The following is a 24,810-nucleotide window of genomic DNA, read 5'->3' as shown; positions in this document are numbered from 1 at the left end:
CCGATCCTCACACGGGCGCCTCAGGGCCCGGTCCGCACGAGCGCGCACCGTCCACCGCGGACTAGATTCGGTTCCGTGCCAGTCGAACTGCATCGGGCGACCCTCCCCAACGGGATGCGCGTCCTGATCGTCCCCGATCCCGCTACCCCCGTCGTCGGCGTCGCGGTGCACGTCGACGTCGGGTTCCGTTCCGAGCCCGAGGGCCGCACCGGTTTCGCGCACCTGTTCGAGCACCTGATGTTCCAGGGCAGCGAGAGCCTCGAGAAGCTGGCGCACTTCCGCCACGTCCAGGGCTCCGGCGGGGTCTTCAACGGCTCCACCCACCAGGACTACACCGACTACTTCGAGGTGCTCCCGGCCGCCGCGCTCGAGCGCGCGCTCTTCCTGGAGGCCGACCGGCTGCGGGCTCCCAAGCTGACCGTCGAGAACCTGCGCAACCAGGTCGACGTCGTCAAGGAGGAGATCCGGCTCAACGTGCTGAACCGGCCCTACGGCGGGTTCCCCTGGATCCTGCTGCCGCCGGTCCTCTACGACACGTTCCCCAACGCCCACAACGGCTACGGCGACTTCTCCGAGCTGGAGCAGGCCTCGCTCGAGGACGCCGCGGCGTTCTTCGACACCTACTACGCACCGGGCAACTCCCAGGTCACTGTGGCCGGCTACCTCGACGTCGACGAGACGATGCGGCTGGTCGAGAAGCACTTCGGGGACATCCCGGCCCGGGCCACCCCGACGCGGCCGTCGTTCTTCGAGCCCGTGCCCGGCGCCGAGCGGCGCCAGTCGGTCACCGATGCCCATGCCCCGCTGCCCGCGCTCGCCATCGGCTACCGGCTGCCCGATCCCGCCGCCGACCTCGACGCCTACCTCGGCCACGCGCTGCTGGGCTCCGTGCTCGGCGACGGCGAGGCGGCCCGGCTGCAGCGCAGGCTCGTGCACGCCGACGGGCTCGTCACCGACATCTCGGCGGGGGCCGGCCTGATGGGCTCGCTCGACGCCCGCGATCCCGACACGTTCACGATCACCGCGGTGCACCCGGGTTCGGTCGATCCGGACCGCGTTCTCGCCGCCGTCGACGAGGAGCTCGACAAGCTCGCCGCCGAGGGCCCCAGCCCCGACGAGCTGGAGCGCCAGGTGGCGCGCTGGTCGGCCGGGCTGCACCAGGAGAACGACCGCGTCATGCACCGCATGCTCGGACTCGGCGCCCGCGAGCTGCTCTACGGCCGCGCGGAGATCGCCGTCGAGCTGCCCGACCGGCTCGCCGCCGTCACCCCGCAGCAGGTGCGTGCCGCCGCCGCGGCGCTGCGGTCCGCGGGGCGGGGCGTGCTGCTGGTCGAGCCGAGTTCGAAGCAGGGCCCGGACGAGGAAGGCACGGAATGACCCGCACAGCCGACGAGATCGGCCGCACCGAGACCGGTCCGCGTCCGCTGCCGGAGCTCGGCCCCACCCGGGCCGTGCCGCTGCCCGACGTCGAGGACCGCACGCTGGCCAGCGGTCTGCGGGTGCTCGCCGCCCGCCGCGCCGTCGTCCCGATGGTGGAGCTGCGGCTGCGCGTCCCGTTCGCGGGCGACGCACCGGAGCACCCGGCCGTCGCGGAGCTGCTCTCGGCCACGCTGCTCACCGGCACGCCCACCCGCGACCGCGTCGCGATCGATGACGAGCTCGCCGCCGTCGGCGCCGATCTCGGCGTGAGCGTCGACCCGGAGCGCCTCGTCGTCAGCGGCTCGGGACTGGCCGAAGGGCTGGGCGTCGTTCTCGAGGTGCTCGCCGACGTGCTCGTGGCGGCCACGCACCCCGACGCCGAGGTGGCCCGCGAGCGCGAGCGGCTCGTCGAGCGGATCACCGTGGCCCGGTCGCAGCCGCGCACGGTGGCCCGCGAGGCGTTGCAGCGCAAGCGCTTCGGTGATCACCCGATCACGCGGGAGATGCCGACGGAGGCCGAGGTCGCCGCCGTCACCGCCGAGCAGGTGCGCGCGCTGCAGGCCGCGGCGCTGGTGCCGCGCGGTTCGATCCTCACGCTCGTGGGCGACATCGACCCCGTCGCCGCCATCGAGCAGGTCGAGAAGCAGCTGGCGGCCTGGACGTCCGACGCGGTCGCCCAGGAGCTGTCGGCACCGCCCGCGCCGGTCGCGGGTGACCTGACGCTGGTGCACCGGCCGGGATCGGTGCAGTCGCAGCTGCGCCTGTCGGCACCGGCGCTGCGCCGCCAGGATCCCCAGTACGCGGCTCTGCAGCTGGCCAACCTCGTCTTCGGCGGCTACTTCTCCTCCCGCTGGATGGAGAACATCCGCGAGGACAAGGGCTACACCTACGGCGCCCACTCGGGCACCGAGTTCATCCCGGGCGGCGCGGTGCTGGGCGTCGACACCGATGTCGCCAGCGACGTCACCGCGGCGGCGCTGCTGGAGACCCGCTACGAGCTCGGGCGGCTCACGGCGGTGCCACCGACCGCGGCCGAGGTCGACGCGGCGCGCTCGTACGCCGTCGGCTCGCTACTGATCTCGCTCGACAACCAGGGCGGGCTGGCGTCCACCATCACCGCACTGGCCGCCGACGGGCTCGGCATCGACTGGCTGCGCGCGCACCCGGCGCGGCTCGAGGCCGTCACGGTCGAGCAGGTGGCGGCCGCGGCGCTGCTGTTCTTCGCACCGAGCGCGTTCACCGGCGTCGTCGTCGGCGACGCCGACGTGATCGGCGCGGGACTGCGGGCTCTCGGCGGGATCAGCGCGTCGTGACGTCATTCCACCTGGTCAAGCCGCCAGTGCTCTCGCGCACCGCGGTGCTGCGTGACGAGATGATCCGCGTCGATGCCGAGCGCCAGCTCAAGTGCTGGCCCTCGGCGCAGCTCGTGGTGGTCGACGACAAGGGGCGCACGCCCGTGTCGTGGTCCGACGACGGGGTCGCGCACCTGCGCACCCGGCCCAGCAGCGGCGAGGCGCCGCCCACCGATGCGGTGCTGCTCGGCGAGACCGACGGCGTCGCCTACTGGGCGGTGCGCGGTGAGGTCGACCTCGTCGGCGGCGACGACCCGTCGGAGTGGGAGGACCTGCGCACCACCGGCGCGGTGCTCGACGACCTCGGTGCGGGGCTGTTCACCGGCGCCGTCGCCGTGCTGAACTGGCACGACGCCGCGCAGTTCTGCGGGCGTGACGGCTCGCCGACGCATCCGGCCAACGCCGGCTGGCACCGGGTCTGCGAGGCGTCCGGGCACGAGGACTACCCGCGCACCGACCCGGCCGTCATCTGCCTGGTGCACGACGGCGCCGACCGCGTCCTGCTCGCCCGCCAGCCGATCTGGCCCGCGCGGCGCTTCTCGGTGCTCGCCGGCTTCGTCGAGGCGGGGGAGTCGCTCGAGGCGTGCGTGGCGCGCGAGATCCACGAGGAGGTCGGCGTCCGGGTCACCGACATCGGCTACCTCGGCAGCCAGGCCTGGCCGTTCCCGCGGTCGCTGATGGTCGGGTTCCACGCGCAGGCCGACCCGGCGGAATCACTCGTCCCGGCCGACGGCGAGATCGAGGAAGCGATGTGGGTGACGCGCGCGGAGCTGCGGGCGGCACTCGCGGCAGGCGACTGGAGCGAGCGCGACGAGGCACTCCCGCTCCTGCTACCCGGCCCGGTGAGCATCGCGCGCTCGATGCTCGACAGCTGGGCCGCCCTCAGCTGACGCACACCGTGAGGGCCTGACGCACATCGTTGACGGTGTGCGTCAGCCCCTCACGCTATGCGTGAGTGGGTTATCCACAGGATGTCGATCATGCGATTGCTGCGGTCGCCTTCGCCTTGGACGCTTTTGTCGTGGAAACTCCGCCGCTCACGCTCCGGCCATGGCTCCTGGCCGCCGGGTACTCCGACGATGAAGTGAAAGGCATGCTGCGCGAGCGGCGGTTGTCGCCGATTCGGCGGGGCGCCTACCTCGCGGGTCCACCGCCGGATCGTCTCGCCGACCGCCATCTCCTCCGGGTCTTCGCGGCCGCGGAAATGCTCGGTCCGGAGGCGGTGTTCAGCCATGCCTCCGCGGCCCTCCTGCACGGCCTGCCCGACTGGGGACTGCCGCTGCGTCGCGTTCATGTCACACGGTCGCGCGGATACGGCGGCCGTCGGGGCCGTGAGGTTCATGTGCACGTGGCGACGTTGCAGGCCGACGAGGTCGTGCAGCGGGGCGGGCTGTGGGTCACCTCGGCCGGGCGGACGGTGGTGGACGTCGCGCGGACGGTGCCGTTCGAGCAGGCGGTGGTCACGGCGGACGCGGCACTCGCCACCGGGAAGGTCGACCGCGCTGCACTCGACGTGGCGCTGCACGCCGTGGTCGGCTGGCCCGGTGCCCCGGCCGCCCGGCGAGCACTCGCCTTCGCGGACGCGGGCGCCGAGAGCGTCGGTGAGTCCCGCAGCCGTGTCGCGATCAACAAGGCCGGCCTGCCCCCGCCTGTGCTGCAGTGGGAGGTGCGAGATCAACAGGGTGTCTCGCACTGGGTCGATTTCGGCTGGCCGGAGTTTCGGACCGTCGGCGAGTTCGACGGGCAGATCAAGTACGGCAGGTTGTTGCGCCCCGGTGAGGAACCCGGCGATGCGGTCTTTCGGGAGAAGGTGCGCGAGGACGAGATCCGGGCAACCGACCTCGGAATGGTCCGCTGGATCTGGGACGACCTGGCGGACTTCGCACCGGTCGCCGCGAGGTTGCGTGAGCGTTTCCGCTCACGCACATCATGAGGGGGTCGCGCACACTGTTGACGGTGTGCGCTACCCCCTCATGGTGTGCGTCAGGCGGCGAGCTTCGCCTGCACCTCACGGAGGCTCGGGTTGGTGGCCGTCGACTCGTCGGGGAACAGCACCACCGGCACCGTCTGGTTGCCGCCGTTGACGCTCTCGACGAACTTCGCCGCGTTCGGATCGCGCTCGATGTCGATCTCGCGGTAGCTGATGCCGGCCTGGTCCATCTGCAGCTTGAGCCTGCGGCAGTAGCCGCACCACGTCGTCGAGTACATCGTCACCTGTGCCATGCACGCCTCAACCACCGGGATGGCGTCGCTCTTCCCGTCGGTCCGGGGTGTCAGGATGAGGCGGTGCACGCGCCGACGATCGAAGCCCCGGAGTCCGGCCTCGACGAGGAGCAGCTCGCCGCCGTGATGGCCCCGCGGGGCCCGGTCTGCGTGCTGGCAGGCGCCGGCACCGGCAAGACGCGCACCATCACCCGGCGCATCGGTCACCTCGTGCGCACCGGGCACGTCGCGCCGGGGCAGGTGCTGGCCGTCACGTTCACGGCACGGGCCGCGGGGGAGATGCGCACCCGGCTGCGCGCGCTGGGCGTCGGCGGGGTGCAGGCGCGCACCTTCCACGCAGCGGCGCTGCGGCAGCTGCGGTACTTCTGGCCGCGGGTCGTCGGCGGTCCCCAGTGGCAGCTGATCGACGGCAAGCTGCGCATCGTCGGGCAGGCCGCCTCGCGGCTCAAGCTGGGCACCGACGCCGCGTCACTGCGCGACTTCGCCGGGGAGATCGAGTGGGCCAAGGCCACGCTCATCACCCCCGATCAGTACCCGGTGGCCGTCGCGAAGCTGCGCCGCGACACCCCGGGCCCCGCGGAGCAGGTGGCCGCCGTCTACGCCGGTTACGAGGCGCTCAAGAACCGCGCCGAGATGCTCGACTTCGACGACCTGCTGCTGCACACCGCGGGTGCGCTGGAGGAGCACGGCGCCGTTGCCGAGGAGTTCCGCGACCGCTACCGCTGCTTCGTCGTCGACGAGTACCAGGACGTCACGCCGCTGCAACAGCGCGTGCTCGACGCCTGGCTCGGCGGTCGCGACGATCTCACCGTGGTCGGCGACGCCAACCAGACGATCTACACGTTCGCCGGCGCCACGCCCAAGCACCTGCTGGAGTTCCCGCGCCGCTATCCCGAGGCCGTGGTGGTGCGGCTGCAGCGCGACTACCGCTCCACCCCGCAGGTGGTGGCCACCGCCAACACGCTCATCGGCGCCGCTCGCGGGCGGGTCGCCGGCAGCCGCCTGCAGCTCATCGGGCAGCTCGAGCCCGGCCCCGAGCCCGATTTCACCGAGCACGACGACGAGGTGGCCGAGGCCGTCGACGTCGCGGCGCGGATCCGCAGGCTGATCGCCGACGGCACGCCGGCCAGCGAGATCGCGGTGCTGTTCCGGATCAACGCGCAGTCCGAGGCCTACGAGCAGGCGCTCACCGACGCGGGCATCCCGTACCAGGTGCGGGGCGGCGAGCGGTTCTTCCAGCGGCCCGAGGTGCGCCGGGCCATGATCGCGATCCGGGCGGCGGGCACCGCTGCCGCCCCACTCGTCGACGCCGTGCGCATGGTGCTGGCCCCGATCGGTCTCACCCCGGATCCGCCCGGCGGCGCCACCCAGCGCACCCAGTGGGAGTCGCTGCTGGCGATCGTCGAACTGGCCGAGGAGCTCCTCGCCGTCGAGCCGGCGGCCGACCTGCCCCGCTTCGCCGCCGAGCTCGACGCGCGCGCCGACGCCGCCCACCCACCCACGGTCCAGGGCGTCACGCTCGCATCGCTGCACGCGGCGAAGGGGCTGGAGTGGGATGCGGTGTTCCTCGTCGGGCTCGTCGACGGCACGCTGCCCATCCAGCACGCCGACGGCGACGAGCTCGCCATCGAGGAGGAGCGCCGGCTGCTCTACGTCGGCGTCACGCGGGCCCGCCGCCGGGTGCAGCTGTCGTGGGCGCTGAGCAGGCAGCCGGGCGGCGCCCGCCGCAGGCGGCGCAGCCGATTCCTGTACGGGTTGATCCCGGAGCGTCACCCAGCGTCACGCATTGCCGGCGATGCCGGGCGCAATGCCGTGAAGCCGCGCTGCCGGGTCTGCGGTTCGCCCCTGGTCGGCACCGATGCCATGAAGCTGCGACGGTGCGGCGATTGTCCGTCCGATGTGGACGTCGAGCTGCTCGACCGGCTGCGTGAGTGGCGTGCTGGCGTGGCCAAACAGCAGCAGGTGCCCACCTACGTGGTGTTCACCGACTCCACACTCACGGCCATCGCCGAGCACCGGCCCGTCGATCGTGCAGCTCTCGTGACCATTCCGGGTATTGGCGCGCGCAAGCTCGACAGGTATGGTCCAGACGTCCTCGCGCTCGTCTCCGACGACGCAGAGTGATTGATCAGAGAAGTACCGCTTAAATAGGTTGTGCAGCCGCCACGGTGTGCATAGCGTGAGTCCGGACGGACTCACCAGGCCCGTCTCCACCGCGCCGAGACCCTCGAAGGGGGTGCTCAAAGTGATCACGAAGTCGAACTCCGCCGAAGTGCCCACGGGCACCCGCACGCGAGTGATCTCTGTCGTGGGGATGTACGCGCATGCATGGCGACCGTCCGAGGTCATCCTCGGCGGTTTCCTGGTCACCGATAACAGCACAAGTGTGTCCGCAGCCGAAGAGTGTCGCCTTTTATAGGCGACACGCCACCGGCGCCAGAACCAAGGCCGCGGACCCCTAACCGGGATTCGCGGCCTTTTTTGTTTGTCCTGCCTGATCACCCAGGAGGTAGAAGTGCTAGTCCGATCAGTTCCGTTGGACGGCGGAGCGATCAGTCCAGAACAGTTCGGCAGCGACAGCGCCGGACTGGGGTCCCTGCTCGACGCGGCACCCCGCGCCGGCCTGGACCTGCCGTGTCGTTCCGGCGACGCCGACCTGTGGTTCGCCGAGGCTCCCCAGGAGCTGGAGCGGGCCAAGTCGCTGTGCGGTTCCTGTCCTATCCAGGCCGAGTGCCTGGCCGGCGCGGTGCGCCGGGAGGAGCCGTGGGGCGTCTGGGGCGGCGAGATCTTCGAGCGTGGGGCCGTGATCCCGCGCAAGAGGCCTCGTGGCCGGCCGAGCAAGGCAGATCTCGCCCGTGACCGGGCGTTCGCCGCGATCGTGTCCGCCTGATCGTTCGATCCCACCGACCAGACAACTTCGAGGAGACCGATTTCTGTGAATGAGCCGATGTTCATCCCCAGCCTTGCCGCCGCACCCACTCCGCTCGTCCGCCACCGCGAAGGAAACGCAATGTTGCTCCATGAAGCCCTGGCAAGATCTCGACAGAGAGAAGCTGAACAAGTAGCCCGGGAGCACGCCCGAGCCCGCAGCCTGACCGCAGGCCGTGGCTGGGCGATGCTCGCCGGGTTCGCCGCCCGGCGCGCCGACCGTGCACGCGCGATCGCCGCCTCGGCCCCACCTTCCGCGGTTTCCTGGTAACGGATCGCCGGTAGGTGCGAAGGCGCGGCGCCGTCTGAGTGCGCCGCCCCGGCGCGGCGGCGTCCCCGGGTGTTTCTCCACGGCCCGGGGGCGCCGTCGGCGTCCGCCCGAACGAACGGCACTCCCGCCATCGGCGGGAGTGCCGTTTGGTGTTACTGAGGGTGCCGCTCAGTTGCGCCGGTCGGCCGCGTCGTCGTCAGGGTCGAAGACCCAGGGCTGCCAGTGGCGCACGATCCCGCGCAGCGAGACGTCGGCGTCGAGCTGGCACAGCACGCCGAGTGTGCCCATCGTGACGCGGTGCACCAGCAGGTACTGCGGGGGCAGGTTGAGCTCGCGACCGGTGTGGAACTGCGGGCTGCGCAGATCGCCGACGCGCTCGGCCTGGCGCTGCAGCCAGCGCCGGTTGAACCGGAACGTCTCCGAGCGCAGCGGTTCGGTGAACGGCGCCAGGTACGCCAGCGCGTCCTCGCCGGTCATCTCCGACTGCTGCAGGACGAAGCCCTCGGACCGCATCAGCCGGATCAGGTCGTCGGGACGGTCGGCGAGCGCGAGCCCCGTCATGATCGACAGTGGCCGCGGCAGCCCGTCCGGGAGGCGCGCGACAGCGCCGAAGTCGATGACCATCAGCCGCCCGTCGGGCAGGACCTGGAAGTTGCCGGGGTGCGGATCGGCGTGCAGCAGCCCGACCCGGGCGGGTGCGGAGTAGTGGAACTCGGCGAGCAGCGCCGCGGCGGCGTCGCGCTCGGCCTGCGTGCCGTCGCGGATGACGTCGGACAGCTTGCGCCCGGTGACCCACTCGGTGACCATCGCCCGCGGCGCCGACGCCACGACGCTCGGAACCCTGACCTTCTCGTCGTCGGCGAACGCGGCAGCGAACGCGCGCTGGTTGTCGGCCTCGTCGCGGTAGTCGAGCTCCTCTTCCATGCGCTCGCGCAGCTCGTTGATCAGTGGCTTGATCTCCAGCCCCGGCACGAGCGGCTGGATCAGCCTGCTCATCCTCGAGAGCTGGCGCAGGTCGGAGCGCAGCGCTTCCTCGGCACCGGGGTACTGGACCTTGACCGCCACCTCGCGCCCGTCGCGCCACACCGCACGGTGGACCTGACCGATGCTCGCCGCGGCGGCGGGCACCTCGTCGAACTCGAGGAACCGGGAACGCCAGCCGCGGCCGAACTGCTCGGCAAGCATGCGGTGCGTCTCGGCGGTCGGCATGGGGGGTGCCGCGGACTGCAACTTGACCAGTGACTCGCGAAACGGTGCCGCGAACTCGTCGGGGATGGCGGCCTCGAACACCGAAAGGGCCTGGCCGAACTTCATGGCCCCACCCTTGAGCTCCCCGAGCACCGCGAACAGCTGCTCGGCGCTCTTGGCCATGAGCTGGGCGGAGATCTCGTCGCGATCACCGCCCACCAGCTTGCGGCCCCAGCCCGCCGCAGCTCGGCCGGCCACACCCAACGGGAGGCTGGCGAGCTTCGCTGTGCGTGCCGCGGTACGGCGCGGGATATCGGTCACGACGTGTCCCCGATGGCACGTGGCAGTTCCGCAAGCTCGTTCACCCCGTAATTGTGTCCCCTTGGTGCCGCTCCGCGCTCGTGACTACCCCGTGGCGCATCCCACCGAGTCGGATCTGAACACTCCTGGACGTCATCACGTGGCTGGACGTCATCACGTGGCTGGACGCCATCGTGTGCCTGGACGTCATCGTGTGGCTGCCCGGCACGGACAGCCGGGCACCGCAGGCCAGTGCCGGCGCACCAGCTTCGCGGCGGTGGCGTCGAGTTCGAGGGTGGCGTCGAGTATCGGTGGGGCCGGACCGGCACCTGCGGCGCCGTCGAGCGCAGCGATGGACTGTGCCGTGGCCAGCGCAGCGGTGGCGGCGATGCAGGCCTGGTCGGCGGTTCCCCGGCGGCCGATGAGCTGCGCTGCGACAGCGGGCCAGCTCTCGTCACGGGCCGTGCGGTGCAGCTCCAGGCACCGCAGGCAGGCCGAACGGCCGGGCAGCACCAGCGGTCCGACGATCCCGACACCATCGCGAAGCCGGGCGACGACGTGTGCGGTGCCATCCGACATCAGCCCGAACAGCCGGGCCGGATCGGGTGTCTCGTCAGCCAGCACGACGAGATCCGGGACGAGCCGCCGCGGTGGCGGACCGGTGCGGGAGCTGGGCACGAGCCGGGTGACGGCGGCCCGTATCGCGGCGAGCCGGGGCGATCCGACGTCGGCGTCGTGCAGGCCGGTGCCGAGATCACCCACCCGCACCGTGCCGTCGATCACGGTGTGCACCGCGCCGATCTGCGAGCGGAGCAACCCGATCACGATCCCGACGGCGAGCGGACCCGATCCGACCACGACCGCGGAGCTGCGCCGTCGATGGAGCGCGATGCGGTCGACGGTGGTGGCGTCGATCAAGGCGCCCGCGTCGACGAGGTCGTGGAGCAGGTCATCGGCCGCCGCCGCCTCGGCGCCCCGGGCGACCGCCCCCGCCACCAGCTGGTCGGTGCGGACCGGGCCGCCGAGGTCGTCGAGCATGGCGGCCAGCGGCGGTGACAGATCCCCGACGACGAGTGCCGTGTCGGGATCGAGCCCGAGCATTCGCTCACCGGGGCCCGACGGCAGCACGGATCGGTGCGGTGGGAGGCGGAGCAGCGCCGGCAGCGGCCGGTCGAGCGGTTCGGTCGTCATCACGCGATGGTGCCCGGCCGCCGCCCTCGTCCACACAGCTTGTCCACAGGCTTCGGTCGTTCCTGTGGACAACCTGGATGGTGCCCCGTGGAGCGGGCTCGGGGCATAAGGTGAGCAGATGGCGCACCCCGCGGTCGTCGAAGTCAGACGAAGTGATCGCCGCCGGCGAATGGTCAGTGCCCGGCGCGAGGGCGACACGGTGATCGTCTTCATCCCGGGATGGATGAGCGATTCCGAGGAACGTCGCTGGGTCGACGAGATGGTGCGCAGGCTCGAACGCAGCGAGGCCCGCCGCCGCTCACCCGCTCGCAAGGGCGACGACGAGCTCCGGCGCCGCAGCCTGGAGCTGTCGCGACGGTTCCTGGAGGGTCGAGCCGAGCCCACCACCGTGCGCTGGGTGCCGCCCATGCGCACGCGGTGGGCGTCGTGCACGCCGGCCGATGGCACCATCCGGATCAGCGAGCGCCTGCGCGACACCCCGAGCTGGGTGGTCGACTACGTCCTCATCCACGAGCTCACCCACCTGCTCGAACCGGGCCACGACGCGGCGTTCTGGGCCTGGGTGCACCGCTACCCGCGCGCCGAGCGCGCGATGGGCTACCTCGAAGGGCTCTCCGCGGCTGCCGGGCTGGGCCTGCTCGGCATCGACGGCGACGAACCGGCCCCCGAGGCGGCCGATGACGACACCGCCGAGGACGCAGCCGAAACCGCCTGAGATCGCCCGGCCGTGCCTGGACGGCGACCTCGGCCTCAGGTGGTGGGGGTGCCGCCGTCCTTGCCGTCGTCGTCCTGCGGCGTGTCCTTCTCGTCGGTCGACGGCTTCGGGGTGCTGCCGTCGTCGGCGCCCGGCTGGTTCGCGAGCTTCTCCAGCTCCGCGATCGGGTCGCCGATCTCCTCACGCCCGACGAAGCCGGCGGGGTCGTCGAGGTCGTCGGCCGACGGGATGAGGTCGGGGTGGGCCCACAGCGCGTCGCGGCCCGCGGTGCCGCGCTGCTCGCCGAGCAGCTTCCACAGTTCGGCGGCGGCACGCAGCCGCCGCGGCCGCAGCTCCAGCCCGACGACGGTGGCGAACGTCTGCTCGGCCGGACCGCCGGACGCCCGCCGCCTGCGCAGCGTCTCGCGCAACGCGTCGGCACCGGGCAGGCGCTCGCCGACGGCCTCGGCGACGACGGCGTCGACCCAGCCCTCGATCAGCGCGAGCAGCGTCTCGAGGCGGGCGAGTGCGGCCTTCTGCTCCGGGGTGGTCTCCGGGGAGAACATGCCCGACTGCATGGCCTCCTCGATCGCGCCCGGGTTGGACGGGTCGAGGCCCTGCGCGAGCTCCTCGAGGCGCGAGCTGTCGACGGTGATGCCGCGCGCGTACTCCTCGACGGCGCCGACGAGGCGCTCCTTGAGCCAGCCGACGTGGCTGAACAGCCGCTGGTGGGCGGCCTCCCGGGCGGCCAGGAAGATCATGACCTCGCTGGCCGGACGGCCGAGGTCCTTCGTGAACTTCTCGATGTTCTCCGGCAGCAGCGCGGCGACCCGGTCGGGGCCGACGGGGATGCCGATGTCGGTGGAGGTGAGCACCTCGGCCGCGAGCTGCGCCAGTCCGTTGCCGAGCTGGCTACCGAAGGCGAGCCCGCCCATCTGGCCGAGCATCGCCATCATGGGCCCGGCAGCGGCGCGCGCCTCCTCGGGCAGCGCCTCCACCCAGGCCCCGGCGACGCGCTGCGCCACCGGATCGCACAGGCGCTTCCACATGGGCAGGCTCGCGTCGACCCACTCGCTCGCCGACCATGCCTTGGTCTCGGTGGCGCCGGCGGGGAAGTCGGTGGCGGCGTCGAGCCACAGCTCGGCCAGCTTCACCGCATCGCTGACGGCCATGCGCTGCGCACCCGTGAGCGACGACGTGGTGGCGGCGAGCTGCTGGCGGGCCAGCTGCGCGGCGAGGTCGTAGTTGACCGGGCCGCTGCCGGAGGCCTGCGTCTGGCTGAGCATCTGCCCGAGCTGCGTGAGCATCTGGCCGAGCTGGCTCACGTCGAAGCCCTCGGTGCCGCCCATGCCGGGGAAGCCCTGGAACCCGGGGATGCCGCCGGGCGGCATGCCCGGCAGGTTCCCGAAGCCGAACGGATCCGCCGGACCGTCACCGTCGCGACGCTCAGGACTGTTGTCCTTGTTCTCGTCGCCACTCTTGTCACGGTCAGCGGGCCCGAAGCCGAACGGCGGGTCATCGCTCATCGCACGGCCTCGCTGCGCTCGCCCGACGCTGCGCGAAGGCGCTGTGACATAGATTCGCTCGCACGCTCGCTCATGCCGTCCAAGGTACGCGTGACGAGCCTGATCGGGTGTTCGCCGTCAGCGGTAAGACCCGACCGTACGAAGAATCCACAGGCGATCCCCATAGGCTCGTGATCGTGAACCGTCGCACGTGGACCTCCGTTGCACCAGGATTGCTCGCGCTGACGCTGTGCGTCCTCGCCGTGACGGTGCCGGTGCCGATGGTCGCGCTGGGCCCGGGGCCCACCTACGACACCCTGGGCGATGTCGCGAACACCCCGGTGGTCAAGGTCGACGGCCTGCCCACCTTCCCGACCACGGGGCACCTGAACATGACGACGGTGTCGGTCACCGCCGACCTGACGCTGTTCAACGTGATCGGCTACTGGATGGCCAGTGACCACGGTGTCGTGCCGCGCGACTCCGTCTACCCGCCGCAGAAGTCCGACGCGGAGGTCCAGCAGGAGAATGCCGACGCCTTCACCGCCTCGGAGGCCAACGCCGAGGTCGCGGCGCTGACGCAGCTGCACCTGCCAACCCGCGTGGTCGTGGGCTCGGTGGTTCCCGGTTCGCCCGCGGCCGGCCTGCTCGAGGTCGGTGACGAGATCGTCTCGGTGTCGGGCAAGGCCGTCGACACCCCGATCGCCGTCACCGACGCGCTGGCGTCCACGAAGCCGCAGGAGACCGTTCCCATCACCTACAAGCGGGGCACCGAGCAGCGCGACGCGCAGGTGGTGCTCGCCACCAGCCCGTACGGTCCGCAGGGGATGCTCGGCGTGCGTCCGGGGATCGAGCCCCGGGCGGGTGACATCACGATCAGCCTCGGCGACATCGGCGGTCCGTCGGCCGGGCTGATGTTCGCGCTCGCGGTGATCGACAAGCTCACCCCCGACAACATCGCCGACGGCCGCTTCGTCGCCGGCACGGGCACGATCACGCAGGACGGGCAGGTCGGCCCGATCGGCGGCATCCCCTACAAGATGCTGGGCGCCCGCGGCGCCGGGGCCACCACGTTCCTCGTGCCGGCGGCGAACTGCGACGAGGCCAAGGCCAACGCGCCCGACGGCCTGCAGCTGGTGAAGGTGGGCACGCTGGGGGAGGCCGTGACTGCGCTGACGGCGCTGCGCGAGGGCAAGCCGACCACGTCATGCTGATCTTTGCCGGAAAAAGCCGACGAAACGCACATTCGGGGCCCGAACGGGAACCCTACGTCCCGTCCGTAGAGTTGGGTGAGCAGAGCGTGCCCGTCACCCGAACCACCGGCAGTACTGCCACCTGAACTGCACCGACGGGCCCGATCGGCGCCACACCCCGACATCTCTGGAGCGTGCCCAGTGGCCATGCGGCCCCCGGTGGGAGCACCGACGCTGTCCCGCCGTACCCGGATCCTCCTCATCGTCGCGGGCGTGCTGGTACTCCTGCTGCTCGGTGGCTCCCGGCTGATCAACCTCTACATCGACTGGCTGTGGTTCACCGAGGTCGGTTTCCAGCAGGTGTTCAGCACCAGACTGTTCACCCGCATCGTCGAGTTCATCATCGGCGGCCTGCTGGTCGGTGGCCTCGTGGCGCTGTCGCTGTGGATCGCCTACCGGTCGCGGCCGGTCTTCGTGCCCGTCACCGGGCCGGAGGATCCGATCGCCCGGTACCGCACGGTGATCATCCAGCGGCTGCGGCTGTTCGGGATCGGCATCCCGCTCGTGGTCGGCCTCATCGCGGGCTTCGCCGCGCTGGGTGACTGGCAGACGGTGCAGATGTTCCTGAACTCCACACCGTTCGGCACCAAGGATCCCGTCTTCGGCATCGACGTCAGCTTCTACGCCTTCGAGCTCCCCTTCTACCGGTACCTGCTCGACTGGCTGTTCGTGTCGGTGGCGATCAGCTTCGTCGTGGCCCTGATCACGCACTACATCTTCGGCGGCATCCGGCTGTCCGGCAGGGCCGGGCAGGTCTCCGCGGCGGCAAGGGCCCAGCTGGCGATCATCGCCGGCGTGTTCGTGCTGCTCAAGGCCGTCGCGTACTGGCTCGACCGGTACGAGCTGCTCTTCTCCGACCGCAGCAACATCTTCACCGGCGCCACCTACACCGACCTCAACGCGGTGATGCCGGCCAAGCTGATCCTGCTGCTGATCTCGATCATCTGCGCCGCAGCCTTCTTCTTCGCGGTGTTCCGCCGCAACCTGCAGATCCCGGCCATCGCCACGGTGCTGCTGGTGCTGTCGAGCGTGCTGGTCGGCGCGGCGTGGCCCGCCGTGCTGCAGCAGTTCGTGGTGGCGCCCAACGCCAACGAGCGGGAGGCCACGTCGATCCAGCGCAACATCGACGCCACCCGCCAGGCCTACGGGCTCACGCCCGACAAGGTCATCGAGAAGGACTACAAGAGCAGCTCGGACCTGCCGCCCGTCGCGCAGGTCAAGGCCGACACCGCCACGGTGCCGAACATCCGGCTGCTCGACCCCGCCAAGATCTCCGACACGTTCAACCAGCTGCGGCAGGGCCGCTCGTTCTACGGGTTCCCGTCCAAGCTGGACATCGACCGCTACACGGTCAACGGCAAGACCCAGGACTACATCGTCGCCGCTCGCGAGCTCAACACGTCGAGCCTGGCGGGCAACCAGAGCGACTGGATCAACAAGCACCTCGTCTACACCCACGGCAACGGGCTGGTGGTGGCTCCTGCCAACCAGGTCAACGCGGCGCTCGACGACTCGGGTGGGGCCGGTGGGCTGCCGAAGTTCACCAGCGTCGACATCACCAACAACGAGGCGCCGACCACGCCGGAGGCGCTGCGGATCAAGGATCCGCGCGTGTACTACGGCGAGCTGATCACCGACTACTCGATCGTCGGCGGCAAGGACGGCGTCGCGCCGCTGGAGTACGACTCCGACACCCAGCGCAACAGCTACACCGGCAAGGGCGGCGTCCCGGTGGGCAGCCTGCTCAACCGGCTGGTGTTCTCGCTCTACTACGGCGAGCGCAACATCCTGTTCAACGGGTCCATCAACGACGACTCCAAGATCATGTACGTGCGCAACCCGCGCGACCGCGTGCAGCAGGCGGCCCCGTGGCTGACGCCCGACTCCGACCCGTACCCCGCCGTGGTGGACGGGCGCCTGCAGTGGATCGTCGACGGCTACACCACGCTGGCCAACTACCCGTACGCCCAGCAGATGTCACTCGGCCAGGCCACCACCGACGCGCTGCAGCCGCTGCAGCAGCAGCGCCCGGACCTCAACCGCAACATCAGCTACCTGCGCAACTCCGTCAAGGCCACGGTCGACGCCTACGACGGCACCGTCACGCTCTACGCGTTCGACGAGACCGACCCGGTGCTGAAGACGTGGGAGAAGGTCTTCCCCGGCACCGTCAAGCCGGCCTCGGCGATCTCGCCGAGCCTGCGTGACCACTTCCGGTACCCGGAGGACCAGTTCAAGGTCCAGCGTGAGCTGCTCACCCGCTACCACGTGGACAACCCGATCGAGTTCTACGGCAACGTCTCGTTCTGGGGTGTGCCGTCCGACCCGACCGTGGCAGGCGGTGGTTCCACCGGAGCCCCGCAACCGCCGTACTACATCCTGGCCGGCTCGACCGAAGCACCCAACACGCCGTCGTTCCAACTCACGAGCGCGCTGGTGTTCAGAGGCAGAGAAATCCTCTCCGCCTACGTCTCGGCCAGCTCCGATCCGGCGACCTACGGCCAGATCACCGTGCTCCAGTTGCCCCAGGATCCGCAGACCAGAGGCCCACAACAGATCCAGACCGCGTTCGTCGGCACCCCGGCGCTCAGCCAGGACATCGGGCTGCTGTCCAGATCGGGGCAGAGCACGGTCGAGTACGGCAACCTGCTGACGTTGCCCGTGCTCGGCGGCATCCTCTACGTCGAACCCGTCTACATCGAGAGAGCCGGGCAGGAATCGTCCTATCCGCAACTCGCGCGCGTGCTGCTGATGTACGGCGAGAAGGTCGGATACGGCGCCAGCCTGCAAGTGGCGTTGGAGCAGCTGTTCGGCAAGGGAGCGGGCGACAACGTCGTCGGCGGCACCCCCGGCACACCCGTACCCACCACCGGCGGCACCTCACCGCCCCCGGTCGCCGGGACCGGCGGCACGTCGAGCCCCGAGCTCGCCGCCGCCGCAGCCGACATCAGCAAGGCACTGGCGAGCCTGAAGGCAGCACAGGCCAGCGGTGACTTCGCCGGACAGGGCACGGCACTCGCCGCGCTCGACGCCGCCGTCCAGAAGTTCCAGAGCGTCCAGGCAGCAACCCCGGCAGCACCGGCAACACCGGCCGCGCCGCGCTAGGTCGTGTTTACAAAGGGATGATCGATGGCCTTCGTGATCCAGATTGTTTCCTGAGCTGGCGCCGCCGCGAGCCGTCGTACCTGGTGTACCCGGTCGTGGTGGCAACGCAGCCAGGGACGATCTGGGCGCGGAGGCCGCGATCAGGACTTTGTAAACGCGGCCTAGACCCGCACGAACACCAGCGCCCGCCCACCGGAATCCGGTGGGCGGGCGCTGGCACGTCACCCCCGTGGCGAACACATGTCCCCCACGTGTACTGTCGATTTCGCAACGCGGGGTGGAGCAGCTCGGTAGCTCGCTGGGCTCATAACCCAGAGGTCGTAGGTTCGAATCCTACCCCCGCTACGAGATCGGGAGCCCGTGTCCGCGGAAAGCGCGGATGCGGGCTCTCTTCGCTTTTCCTGGGGGTCTCCCCCCAGACCCCCGGCCAGGGCGGGCTCCGCCCCCCTGGACCCCCCATTCGGGCTCGGCTTCGCCATCGCCCCTCACCTGCGGGGCTCGGGCTTCGCCCATCGGCGCTGCGGGGCTCGGGCTTCGCCCATCGGGTCCGCCGGGGAGGGCCGCCCCGCGAGTTGGGATGGAACGCCCCGCGAGTTGCGGCCCAAGGTCGCGAGTTGCGACGGAGTGGCCCGCGAGTTGCGACGGAGTGGCCCGCGAGTTGGGATGGAACGCCCCGCGAGTTGCGGCCCAAGGTCGCGAGTTGCGACGGAGTGGCCCGCGAGTTGGGATGGAACGCCCCGCGAGTTGCGGCCCAAGGTCGCGAGTTGCGACGGAGTGGCCCGCGAGTTGGGATCGACTGCACCGCGAGTGGGGACAGGACGCCCCGCGAATTGGGGCGAAGTGCCCCGCGAGTTGCTACGGAATGCGTCGGGCTCGGGCTGCCGCAGCGCATCGGGCTGCCCTCCGGGTCGGCCGGTGGCCGGGCCGTTCTTCGAGGTCCAGGGGTTGCCGGGGGGCGGTGTGCGGGGGTGCTGGGGCGCGTTGTATGGTTTGAACACAACAACGGCGCGGGGTGGAGCAGCTCGGTAGCTCGCTGGGCTCATAACCCAGAGGTCGTAGGTTCGAATCCTACCCCCGCTACTACCGCGGAACGGCCCTCAGGATCATCTGGGGGCCGTTCCGCATTTCCGGTGGAATTGCGGCGCGGCCGGCCCGCGTGATCTGGGAGAGTCCACCGATGCCGCCAGCCCTGGCCCACTGACCGTCGCCGTGCCGATCCCGAACAACGACCGTGCGCGCGTGATCGCCCGCCTGCGCGCCGCCGGCTGCGTCTTCGCCGAGGACGAGGCCGACCTGCTCATCGCCGAGGCGACAACCCCCGACCGGCTCGACGCGATGATCGAGCAGCGCGTCACGGGGCTGCCGCTCGAACAGGTCGTGGGCTGGGCCGAGTTCCGCGGCCTGCGGATCGTCGTCGACGCCGGCGTCTTCGTGCCGCGGCGGCGCACCGAGTTCCTCGTCGAGCAGGCGATCGGCCTCGCGCCGGCTCGGGCGGTGGTCGTGGACCTGTGCTGCGGCTCCGGCGCGCTCGGTGTCGCGCTGGCCGCCGCCGCCGACGTCGCGGAGCTGCACGCCGCCGACATCGACCCGCGCGAGGTCGCCTGCGCACGGCGCAACGTGGAACCCGCCGGCGGGCACGTCCACCTCGGTGATCTCTTCACACCGCTGCCCAGCGGGCTGCGCGGCCGCGTCGACGTGCTGCTCTGCAACGTCCCGTACGTGCCGACCTCCGACATCGCGCTGCTCCCGGCCGAGGCACGCAGCTACGAGCCGCGCGTCGCGCTCGACGGCGGCACCGACGGGCTCGACGTCCTGCGTCGCGTGCTCGTCGACGCCCCGCGGTGGCTGGCCCCCACGGGGGCGCTGCTCGTGGAGACCAGCGAGCGCCAGGAGCCCCTTGCGGTGGCGGCCTGTACCCGGGCCGGGCTGCTCGCCCGCGTGGCCTCCTGCGACGAGCTGGGCGCCACTGTCCTGATCGCCACGCTCCCGGCCGGAGACGTCACCGCGTCCTGACCCGCCCGGTGGCGATCAACAGCACCGCACCGAGCGCGGCGACCACCAGGTTGGCGAACACCTCGCGCCCGGTCAGCACCGAGACCTGCGGGATGACGTACCGGTTGATCGCGTTGAGGAAGCCCAACACCGGCTGGTGGACGAGCCGGTCGACGGTGCCGCTGATGCCCATGACGAGCAGGAGCAGCCCGAGTAGCTGCAGGATCGTGCGCATGGGTCGACGCTAGGTCCGCCGGGACGCACCCGGATCGGGCGCCGGGATCCGCGCCGCCGACGAAAGTACCGACGTAGCCGGCATCGGTATCGCGACGGCCCCGAGGCCGCGGCCCCGACCGTAGGATTTCGGGGCGATGGACGAGCTGACCGCAGAGCAACCGAGGACCGCCCCTGCGGTGCAGCGCAGCGTGCGCGACTGGATCGTCGACACGCTGATGTTCCTCTGCGCCGCCGGCCTCGCCGTGTACATGACCAACGACCGACTCTCCGTCGAACCGCTGCCCACGTGGATGTTCGCGGGCGAGCAGGTCCTCGGGGTGCTCAGCTGCCTCTCGATCTGGCTGCGCAGACGGTGGCCGGTGCAGCTGTGTTTCGTGCTGACGTGCCTGTCGGCGGTGTCCGACATGGTGGGCGGGGCCGCTGTCGTCACCCTGTTCACCGTGGCGGTGCACCGCTCCCTGCGCTCCACGGCGTACCTGTTCGTGCTCGGGCTGGTCACATCGGCGATCTTCGCTGCCCTGCGTCCGGACCCCACGGCGTCCTTCGCCACGGTGATGGCGATCAGCGTGCTCCTCCAGGGTGGCCTCGTCGGGTGGGGCCTGGCCGTCCACCACCGTCGGCAGCTGGTGCTGTCACTGCAGGACCGCGCCGCCCGTGCCGAGACGGAGGCCCACCTGCGCGCCGAGCAGGTCCAGCACCAGGTCCGGGAGGCGATCGCCCGTGAGATCCACGACGTCCTCGGGCACCGGCTCTCGCTGCTGAGCGTGCACGCCGGTGCGCTCGCCTACCGGCCGGACGCGCCGCCCGCTGACATCGCGCGGGCCGCCGAGATCATCCGGGAGAGCGCCCACGATGCCCTGCAGGACCTGCGGGAGGTGGTCGGCGTGCTGCGCGCCCCGGTGGGGGAGCTGCTGCCGCAGCCGACGGTCGGCGACATCGGTGCGCTCGTCGCGGAGTCGGTGGCGGCCGGGATGGCGGTCGAGCTGCACGAGGACCGCGGCGGCGCGGTGCCCGTCACAGCGGGCCGTACCGCCTACCGGATCGTGCAGGAGGGCCTCACCAACGCCCGCAAGCACGCTCCGGGGGCCGACGTCGGCATCCGCGTCGAGGGGAAGGCATCCGAGGGGCTCACCGTGGAGGTCGTGAACGGGGTACCGACGGCGGAGCCGGTGCCCGCCGCGACGTCAGGGCACGGGCTGGCCGGGCTCACCGAGCGCGTCGGCCTGGCCGGGGGCCGGCTCGAGCACGGCCCCACCGGGGCCGGTGGCTGGCGCGTGCGGGCCTGGCTACCGTGGCCGGCATGACGAGCAACGATCATGAGTGGCCCCCGGTCGGGGTGCTCGTCGTCGACGACGACCCGCTGGTGCGCGTCGGGCTGGTGATGATGCTCGGCGGCGCGCCGGACCTGCGGGTGCTCGGTGAGGCGAGCGACGGCACCCAGGCGCTGGCCATGGTCGAGGAGCTGCGGCCCGCGGTGGTGCTCATGGACATCCGGATGCCGGCTCTGGACGGGCTGGCCGCCACCGAGGCGCTGCGGGCCCGTCCGGGCGCACCCGAGGTGATCGTGTTGACCACCTTCGACGCCGACAAGTACGTCCTGCGCGCATTGCGGGCAGGCGCGGCCGGGTTCCTCCTGAAGGACACCCCACCCGCGGAGATCGTGCAGGCCGTACGCCAGGTGGCGCAGGGCCGGCAGGTGCTCTCGCCCGCCGTCACGCGCAGGCTGATCGCGCGGGTCGCGGAGTCCGATCAGGACCAGCGCAGGACGGCGGCGGGCAGGCGGCTCGCGCTGCTCAACGACCGGGAGCGCGACGTCGCCGTCGAGGTGGGGCGCGGGCTGTCCAACGCCGAGATCGCGGCGAGGCTGTACCTGAGCGTCCCGACGATCAAGACCCACGTCTCGAGCATCCTGACCAAGCTCGACCTCAACAACCGGGTGCAGGTGGCGCTGCTCGCGCACGACGCCGGGCTGGTCGCCCCGACGGATTGATCGGGCGGCAATGACACGATGAGCGCGTGACCCGTTCCCCCATCCAGGACATCGAGCTCGCCGAGGTGCCGATCCGGCTCGGCCAGTTCCTCAAGCTCGCCGGTTTCGCCGAGCACGGAGCCCACGCCAAGCAGCTCCTCGAGGACGAGGAGGTGCAGGTCAACGGCCGGATCGAGACCCGGAGAGGCGCCCAGCTGCACATCGGCGACGTCGTGGTGGTCGGTGACCTGCGGGCCCGACCGGTGGCCCCGCAGCAGCAGGATCAGTAGCCGACGTACCCGCCGGAGCCGTTGCTGCGGCCACCGGCCTGCAGCGTGCCCACGCCGTAGTGGGCGATCATGTAGCGGATGCCCGCGGTGATGTTGGCGACCGGATCGGTGATCGGACGGTCGGCCAGCGACGGGTGCACGTAGTTGCGGTAGGTGACCGGGATCGTCTGCATCAGGCCCTGCGACGGGCTGCCGGCGCGGGCGTTGCTGTCCCAGTTGTTGATCGCGTTCGGGTTGCCGCCCGATTCCTTCATGATGATGTTCTTGACGCCCGGTGCGAGCGACTGCGGGAGCCCGAGGATGCGCAGTGCCTCGGCGATCCAGCCGTTGAGCCCGCCGGTCTTGATGATCTGGTCGATCCGGGCGTTCTCGGCGGCGGCGCGCTCGGCCGCAGCGTGCTGCTCGGCGAGCTGTGCGGCGATGTCGGTGGCCTTGCCCAGCATCGCGAGGTGCTGGTCGGCTGCGGCGAAGCCGGACTGCGTGTCGTCGGTGTAGCTGACCGGCAGCATGTCCGTCTGGGCCGTGGGGCCCGGGGTCATCAGCGTGCTGGCCGCCGCGAGTACCGCGTGGAACGGGTTGTCCTCGGCCGCCGAGGCGGTGGTGGTGACGCCGTCGCCGGGGGTGGGGATCAGCGCGGTGAGAGTGCCGGTGGAGACGGCGCCGATGGCAGCCGCGGTGGCGATGACGCTCGTGCGGAGCGAGGGCCCGTTCGGTGCCGGCCGGGGAGCCGACAGGTGGCGGGCGAGGGTGGCCTGGGACTCCTGGCGCGCACGACGACCACGGGGGGAGCGGTGTCCTGACACGAACCTGCCCTTCAGCGCTCGGGGGAGCGACCCGGTCGAGCGCAGCCGGTCTGGGGAACCGGATGAGGTTCGGGTGGGGAGTCCCGGGACCTCGTTGTGCTCGTGATCGGATCGTGACGCTAGGCGAGGACCTTACGAGAGCCATGTGATCCGCGACAAGCCCTGAACCGGCCTGTCGGCGCAGCTCGACGGCCGCTCGTCGCTCTGTCGGCGGCGCAGGGCATCGATCAGCGGTGCCGCTCAATAGTCACCGCTCGACTACGGACAGCAATCCTCGGACCCCTGCCGTGCCCGATCGGGAAGCAGCAGGCAGGAGTCGCCGAACTCGTGCCACAGGTAGCCGGCGCCCAGCGCTGCGGCGTATGCGGTCCTCACCAGCGCGGGACCGGCGACGGCCGCCAGCAGGAGCAGATGTGAGGCCTCCGGCTCGTGCCAGCCGGTGATGAGCCCGTTCACCACACGGGTGGCGCGCGCCGGGCCGAGCACCAGCTCGGTCCAGCCGGACCCCGCTCGTACTAGGCCGTTCGGCGCAGCGACGGTCTCGATGGCGCGGGCCGCCGTGGTGCCCACCGCGACGACGCGACGGCCCGCGGCCCGCGTGGCGTTCACCGCGGCAGCAGTGGCTGCCGGTACCCGGTACCGCTCCGGCAGCGGGTGCTCTCCTGCCTCGAGCGACGAGACACCGGTGTGCAGTTCGACCTCCGCGACGGCCACCCCGCGAGCACGGAGCCCGGCGAGCACCACCGGGCTGAACGGTCGGGCCGCGCTGGGCATCTCCGCGCTGCCGAACGGGTCGGTCCGCGTGGCGAACACCGTCTGGTAGTCCGCGAGCGGCCAGCGCCGCGGCACGTAGGAGTAGCGGATCGGACGCCCGGTGGCGGCGAGCCAACCCGTCAACCCGGTGGGCGTCGGGATCCGGGCGATCCACAGCCGGCTCCCCGCGCTCTGCCACGGATCGGGGTGGCCGGCGAGCAAGGTGGCCCGCACACCCCGGGGCAGCGTGACGACCTCGCCCGCCGCCGCGTCGGTGACCCGCCTGCCGTCGGGTGTGCGCAGCTCGACGACCATGGTGTCGGAATCGGCCGCACCCGTGGGTACCGGGCCCGATACATGCAGCACCACGCGCCGCCCGTCGCCCCGCCCGCCGTCGACGGCAGCCGGCTCGGTCATCGAGGTGTTGACCACCAGCAGGTCGCCCCGGCGCAGCGCCACGGGCAGATCGGTGAAGCGAGCGTGCCAGACGTCGGCCCGGTCCGGGCCGCAGGAATCCCGGGCGACCAGCAGCCGGACGCCGTCGCGGGCGATGCCGCGGGCTTCCGGTGGCGCGGTGGCCGAGAGCTCGGGTGGCACCCGGAACGCGGTGGTCACGAACGGCTACTGGCGCTGGTGTACCGGCCGCTGTCGGGACGGTCGGTGAGCAGCTCGAGCAGCGCGGGCACCACCATCGCAGGCTCGGGCCGGTCGGAGATGTCCTCGCCGGGGAAGGCGCGCTGGTGCATCGCGGTGCGCATGTCCCCGGGGTCGAACGCGTACACGCGCAGCGCGGGCTCCTCGACGCCCAGCACCGCGGCCAGCTGGTCCAGTGCCGCCTTCGCGAGCCCGTAGCCGCCCCAGCCGGGATAGGCCTCGACCGCGGCGTCCGAGCTGAGGGTGACGACGGTGGGCGCCGCTGCGGCACGCAGGAGGGGCAGCGCGAGCTGGGTCAGCGCCAGTGGCGCCAGCACCGTGGTCTCGAGCACCGCGCGCAGCGCGCCGAGCGGGTAGCGGGCCAGCGGTGGCAGCGGCGACGGGCCGAGCTCGCCCGCGTTGTGCACGAGCAGGTCCAGCCCACCCGCGGAGCGGGCCGCGTCGACGAGGGCAGCGCGCGCGTCCGGGTCGGTGACGTCCGCGGGCACAGCGAGCACGCCGGGCAGCGAGGCGGTGGCGGTGCGCAGGCGGTCGGCGTCGCGGCCGCAGGCGATCACGGTGGTGCCGGCGGCGGCGAGCGCTGCGGTGAGGGCCAGCCCGAAGCCCTGCCCGGCTCCGGTGACGATGGCGACGGGGGTTCTCATGCGGCTACTGTGCGACTTGAAGTCAGGTTCAGGTCAAGG

General features: G+C 71.5%; 22 protein-coding genes and 2 tRNA genes. 15 read left to right on the top strand and 9 right to left on the bottom strand.

The features are described 5' to 3' along the window. Positions 1-114: 114 nt before the first annotated feature. The 3 genes from ACFPFQ_RS38630 to nudC are packed head-to-tail and all read left to right on the top strand — an operon-like array spanning position 115 to position 3,661. Positions 115-1,377, top strand: coding sequence for a M16 family metallopeptidase (locus tag ACFPFQ_RS38630; RefSeq protein ID WP_379628280.1), 1,263 nt, complete (start codon positions 115-117; stop codon positions 1,375-1,377). Further along, positions 1,374-2,732, top strand: a complete 1,359-nt coding sequence (locus ACFPFQ_RS38625) for a M16 family metallopeptidase (protein WP_379628005.1) — start codon at positions 1,374-1,376, stop codon at positions 2,730-2,732. The genes ACFPFQ_RS38630 and ACFPFQ_RS38625 overlap by 4 nt, the downstream gene beginning before the upstream one ends. After that, positions 2,729-3,661 (top strand): NAD(+) diphosphatase, encoded by a 933-nt coding sequence (gene nudC / locus ACFPFQ_RS38620; protein ID WP_379628003.1) that lies wholly within the window; start codon positions 2,729-2,731, stop codon positions 3,659-3,661. Before ACFPFQ_RS38625 ends, nudC begins: the two co-directional genes overlap by 4 nt. 50 nt (positions 3,662-3,711) lie before the next feature. Here nudC and ACFPFQ_RS38615 read toward each other — a convergent pair whose 3' ends face one another. Further along, complete coding sequence (locus tag ACFPFQ_RS38615) at positions 3,712-4,065, bottom strand: hypothetical protein (RefSeq protein ID WP_379628002.1); 354 nt, start codon at positions 4,063-4,065, stop codon at positions 3,712-3,714. A gap of 54 nt (positions 4,066-4,119) precedes the next feature. On the opposite strand from ACFPFQ_RS38615, the gene ACFPFQ_RS38610 reads away from it, so the two are divergent. Then, the gene (locus ACFPFQ_RS38610) at positions 4,120-4,704 is read left to right on the top strand and encodes a hypothetical protein (protein ID WP_379628000.1); all 585 of its coding nucleotides are present in this window, start codon (positions 4,120-4,122) and stop codon (positions 4,702-4,704) included. A 50-nt stretch (positions 4,705-4,754) separates the two neighbouring features. Here the strand turns inward: ACFPFQ_RS38610 and ACFPFQ_RS38605 are convergent, their stop codons facing one another. Beyond that, entirely contained in the window at positions 4,755-5,063 is a 309-nt protein-coding gene (locus ACFPFQ_RS38605; RefSeq protein ID WP_379627998.1) for a mycoredoxin, read from the bottom strand. Here ACFPFQ_RS38605 and ACFPFQ_RS38600 point away from each other — a divergent pair. Next, a complete protein-coding gene (locus tag ACFPFQ_RS38600; protein ID WP_379627996.1) occupies positions 5,058-7,118 on the top strand; it encodes an ATP-dependent DNA helicase UvrD2 in 2,061 nt (686 codons plus the stop codon). The two genes, ACFPFQ_RS38605 and ACFPFQ_RS38600, sit on opposite strands and share 6 nt — an antisense overlap. Positions 7,119-7,530: 412 nt before the next feature. Further along, positions 7,531-7,884, top strand: coding sequence for a WhiB family transcriptional regulator (locus tag ACFPFQ_RS38595; protein WP_379627994.1), 354 nt, complete (start codon positions 7,531-7,533; stop codon positions 7,882-7,884). A 477-nt stretch (positions 7,885-8,361) separates the two neighbouring features. Here the strand turns inward: ACFPFQ_RS38595 and ACFPFQ_RS38590 are convergent, their stop codons facing one another. Then, positions 8,362-9,702: an ABC1 kinase family protein gene (locus ACFPFQ_RS38590; RefSeq protein ID WP_379627992.1), complete on the bottom strand. Its 1,341-nt coding sequence runs from the start codon at positions 9,700-9,702 to the stop codon at positions 8,362-8,364. A gap of 186 nt (positions 9,703-9,888) precedes the next feature. Beyond that, positions 9,889-10,872 (bottom strand): hypothetical protein, encoded by a 984-nt coding sequence (locus ACFPFQ_RS38585; RefSeq protein ID WP_379627991.1) that lies wholly within the window; start codon positions 10,870-10,872, stop codon positions 9,889-9,891. Positions 10,873-11,095: 223 nt separating this feature from the next. On the opposite strand from ACFPFQ_RS38585, the gene ACFPFQ_RS38580 reads away from it, so the two are divergent. Next, positions 11,096-11,587, top strand: coding sequence for a M48 family metallopeptidase (locus ACFPFQ_RS38580; protein ID WP_379627989.1), 492 nt, complete (start codon positions 11,096-11,098; stop codon positions 11,585-11,587). Between the two features lie 35 nt (positions 11,588-11,622). Here the strand turns inward: ACFPFQ_RS38580 and ACFPFQ_RS38575 are convergent, their stop codons facing one another. Next, the gene (locus tag ACFPFQ_RS38575) at positions 11,623-13,092 is read right to left on the bottom strand and encodes a zinc-dependent metalloprotease (protein ID WP_379627987.1); all 1,470 of its coding nucleotides are present in this window, start codon (positions 13,090-13,092) and stop codon (positions 11,623-11,625) included. Positions 13,093-13,268: 176 nt separating this feature from the next. Between ACFPFQ_RS38575 and ACFPFQ_RS38570 the strand changes: the two genes are divergently transcribed. From ACFPFQ_RS38570 to ACFPFQ_RS38550, 5 genes are all read left to right on the top strand, one after another. Further along, positions 13,269-14,285 (top strand): PDZ domain-containing protein, encoded by a 1,017-nt coding sequence (locus ACFPFQ_RS38570; protein ID WP_379627986.1) that lies wholly within the window; start codon positions 13,269-13,271, stop codon positions 14,283-14,285. Positions 14,286-14,471: 186 nt separating this feature from the next. Beyond that, positions 14,472-17,429, top strand: a complete 2,958-nt coding sequence (locus ACFPFQ_RS38565; RefSeq protein WP_379627984.1) for a UPF0182 family protein — start codon at positions 14,472-14,474, stop codon at positions 17,427-17,429. Positions 17,430-17,700: 271 nt separating this feature from the next. After that, a tRNA-Met gene (locus ACFPFQ_RS38560) sits at positions 17,701-17,774 on the top strand. Between the two features lie 661 nt (positions 17,775-18,435). Further along, positions 18,436-18,509 (top strand) — tRNA-Met (locus tag ACFPFQ_RS38555). Positions 18,510-18,668: 159 nt separating this feature from the next. Continuing rightward, a complete protein-coding gene (locus ACFPFQ_RS38550; RefSeq protein WP_379627982.1) occupies positions 18,669-19,442 on the top strand; it encodes a putative protein N(5)-glutamine methyltransferase in 774 nt (257 codons plus the stop codon). Here ACFPFQ_RS38550 and ACFPFQ_RS38545 read toward each other — a convergent pair. Then, positions 19,429-19,656, bottom strand: a complete 228-nt coding sequence (locus tag ACFPFQ_RS38545) for a hypothetical protein (protein ID WP_379627980.1) — start codon at positions 19,654-19,656, stop codon at positions 19,429-19,431. The genes ACFPFQ_RS38550 and ACFPFQ_RS38545 overlap by 14 nt on opposite strands. Positions 19,657-19,792: 136 nt before the next feature. On the opposite strand from ACFPFQ_RS38545, the gene ACFPFQ_RS38540 reads away from it, so the two are divergent. The 3 genes from ACFPFQ_RS38540 to ACFPFQ_RS38530 are packed head-to-tail and all read left to right on the top strand — an operon-like array spanning position 19,793 to position 21,917. Then, positions 19,793-20,962 (top strand): sensor histidine kinase, encoded by a 1,170-nt coding sequence (locus ACFPFQ_RS38540; protein ID WP_379627978.1) that lies wholly within the window; start codon positions 19,793-19,795, stop codon positions 20,960-20,962. Further along, entirely contained in the window at positions 20,959-21,648 is a 690-nt protein-coding gene (locus ACFPFQ_RS38535) for a response regulator (protein WP_379627976.1), read from the top strand. The genes ACFPFQ_RS38540 and ACFPFQ_RS38535 overlap by 4 nt, the downstream gene beginning before the upstream one ends. A 26-nt stretch (positions 21,649-21,674) precedes the next feature. Then, the gene (locus ACFPFQ_RS38530) at positions 21,675-21,917 is read left to right on the top strand and encodes an RNA-binding S4 domain-containing protein (RefSeq protein ID WP_379627974.1); all 243 of its coding nucleotides are present in this window, start codon (positions 21,675-21,677) and stop codon (positions 21,915-21,917) included. On the opposite strand, the gene ACFPFQ_RS38525 is transcribed toward ACFPFQ_RS38530, so the two are convergent. From ACFPFQ_RS38525 to ACFPFQ_RS38510, 3 genes are all read right to left on the bottom strand, one after another. Then, entirely contained in the window at positions 21,911-22,720 is an 810-nt protein-coding gene (locus ACFPFQ_RS38525) for a transglycosylase SLT domain-containing protein (protein WP_379627972.1), read from the bottom strand. The two genes, ACFPFQ_RS38530 and ACFPFQ_RS38525, sit on opposite strands and share 7 nt — an antisense overlap. Positions 22,721-22,978: 258 nt before the next feature. After that, positions 22,979-24,088: an S-adenosylmethionine:tRNA ribosyltransferase-isomerase gene (locus ACFPFQ_RS38515; RefSeq protein ID WP_379627970.1), complete on the bottom strand. Its 1,110-nt coding sequence runs from the start codon at positions 24,086-24,088 to the stop codon at positions 22,979-22,981. Beyond that, a complete protein-coding gene (locus ACFPFQ_RS38510; RefSeq protein ID WP_379627968.1) occupies positions 24,085-24,771 on the bottom strand; it encodes an SDR family NAD(P)-dependent oxidoreductase in 687 nt (228 codons plus the stop codon). Before ACFPFQ_RS38510 ends, ACFPFQ_RS38515 begins: the two co-directional genes overlap by 4 nt. Between the last annotated feature and the right edge of the window lie 39 nt (positions 24,772-24,810).

The organism is Pseudonocardia sp. GCM10023141, from assembly GCF_042653605.1.
The sequence above is the reverse complement of the archived record's forward strand: the minus strand, read 5'-3'. Positions and strand labels throughout refer to the sequence as shown.

Bases quoted from the DNA above. Each gene is read 5' to 3' on its own strand.
- ACFPFQ_RS38630 (WP_379628280.1), top strand. From the start codon at position 115: ATGCGCGTCCTGATCGTCCCCGATCCCGCTACCCCCGTCGTCGGCGTC.
- ACFPFQ_RS38625 (WP_379628005.1), top strand. From the start codon at position 1,374: ATGACCCGCACAGCCGACGAGATCGGCCGCACCGAGACCGGTCCGCGT.
- ACFPFQ_RS38615 (WP_379628002.1), bottom strand. From the start codon at position 4,065: ATGAACGCGACGCAGCGGCAGTCCCCAGTCGGGCAGGCCGTGCAGGAG.
- ACFPFQ_RS38585 (WP_379627991.1), bottom strand. From the start codon at position 10,872: ATGACGACCGAACCGCTCGACCGGCCGCTGCCGGCGCTGCTCCGCCTC.
- ACFPFQ_RS38580 (WP_379627989.1), top strand. From the start codon at position 11,096: ATGAGCGATTCCGAGGAACGTCGCTGGGTCGACGAGATGGTGCGCAGG.
- ACFPFQ_RS38575 (WP_379627987.1), bottom strand. From the start codon at position 13,092: ATGAGCGATGACCCGCCGTTCGGCTTCGGGCCCGCTGACCGTGACAAG.
- ACFPFQ_RS38565 (WP_379627984.1), top strand. From the start codon at position 14,472: ATGCGGCCCCCGGTGGGAGCACCGACGCTGTCCCGCCGTACCCGGATC.
- ACFPFQ_RS38545 (WP_379627980.1), bottom strand. From the start codon at position 19,656: ATGCGCACGATCCTGCAGCTACTCGGGCTGCTCCTGCTCGTCATGGGC.
- ACFPFQ_RS38540 (WP_379627978.1), top strand. From the start codon at position 19,793: ATGGACGAGCTGACCGCAGAGCAACCGAGGACCGCCCCTGCGGTGCAG.
- ACFPFQ_RS38535 (WP_379627976.1), top strand. From the start codon at position 20,959: ATGACGAGCAACGATCATGAGTGGCCCCCGGTCGGGGTGCTCGTCGTC.
- ACFPFQ_RS38510 (WP_379627968.1), bottom strand. From the start codon at position 24,771: ATGAGAACCCCCGTCGCCATCGTCACCGGAGCCGGGCAGGGCTTCGGG.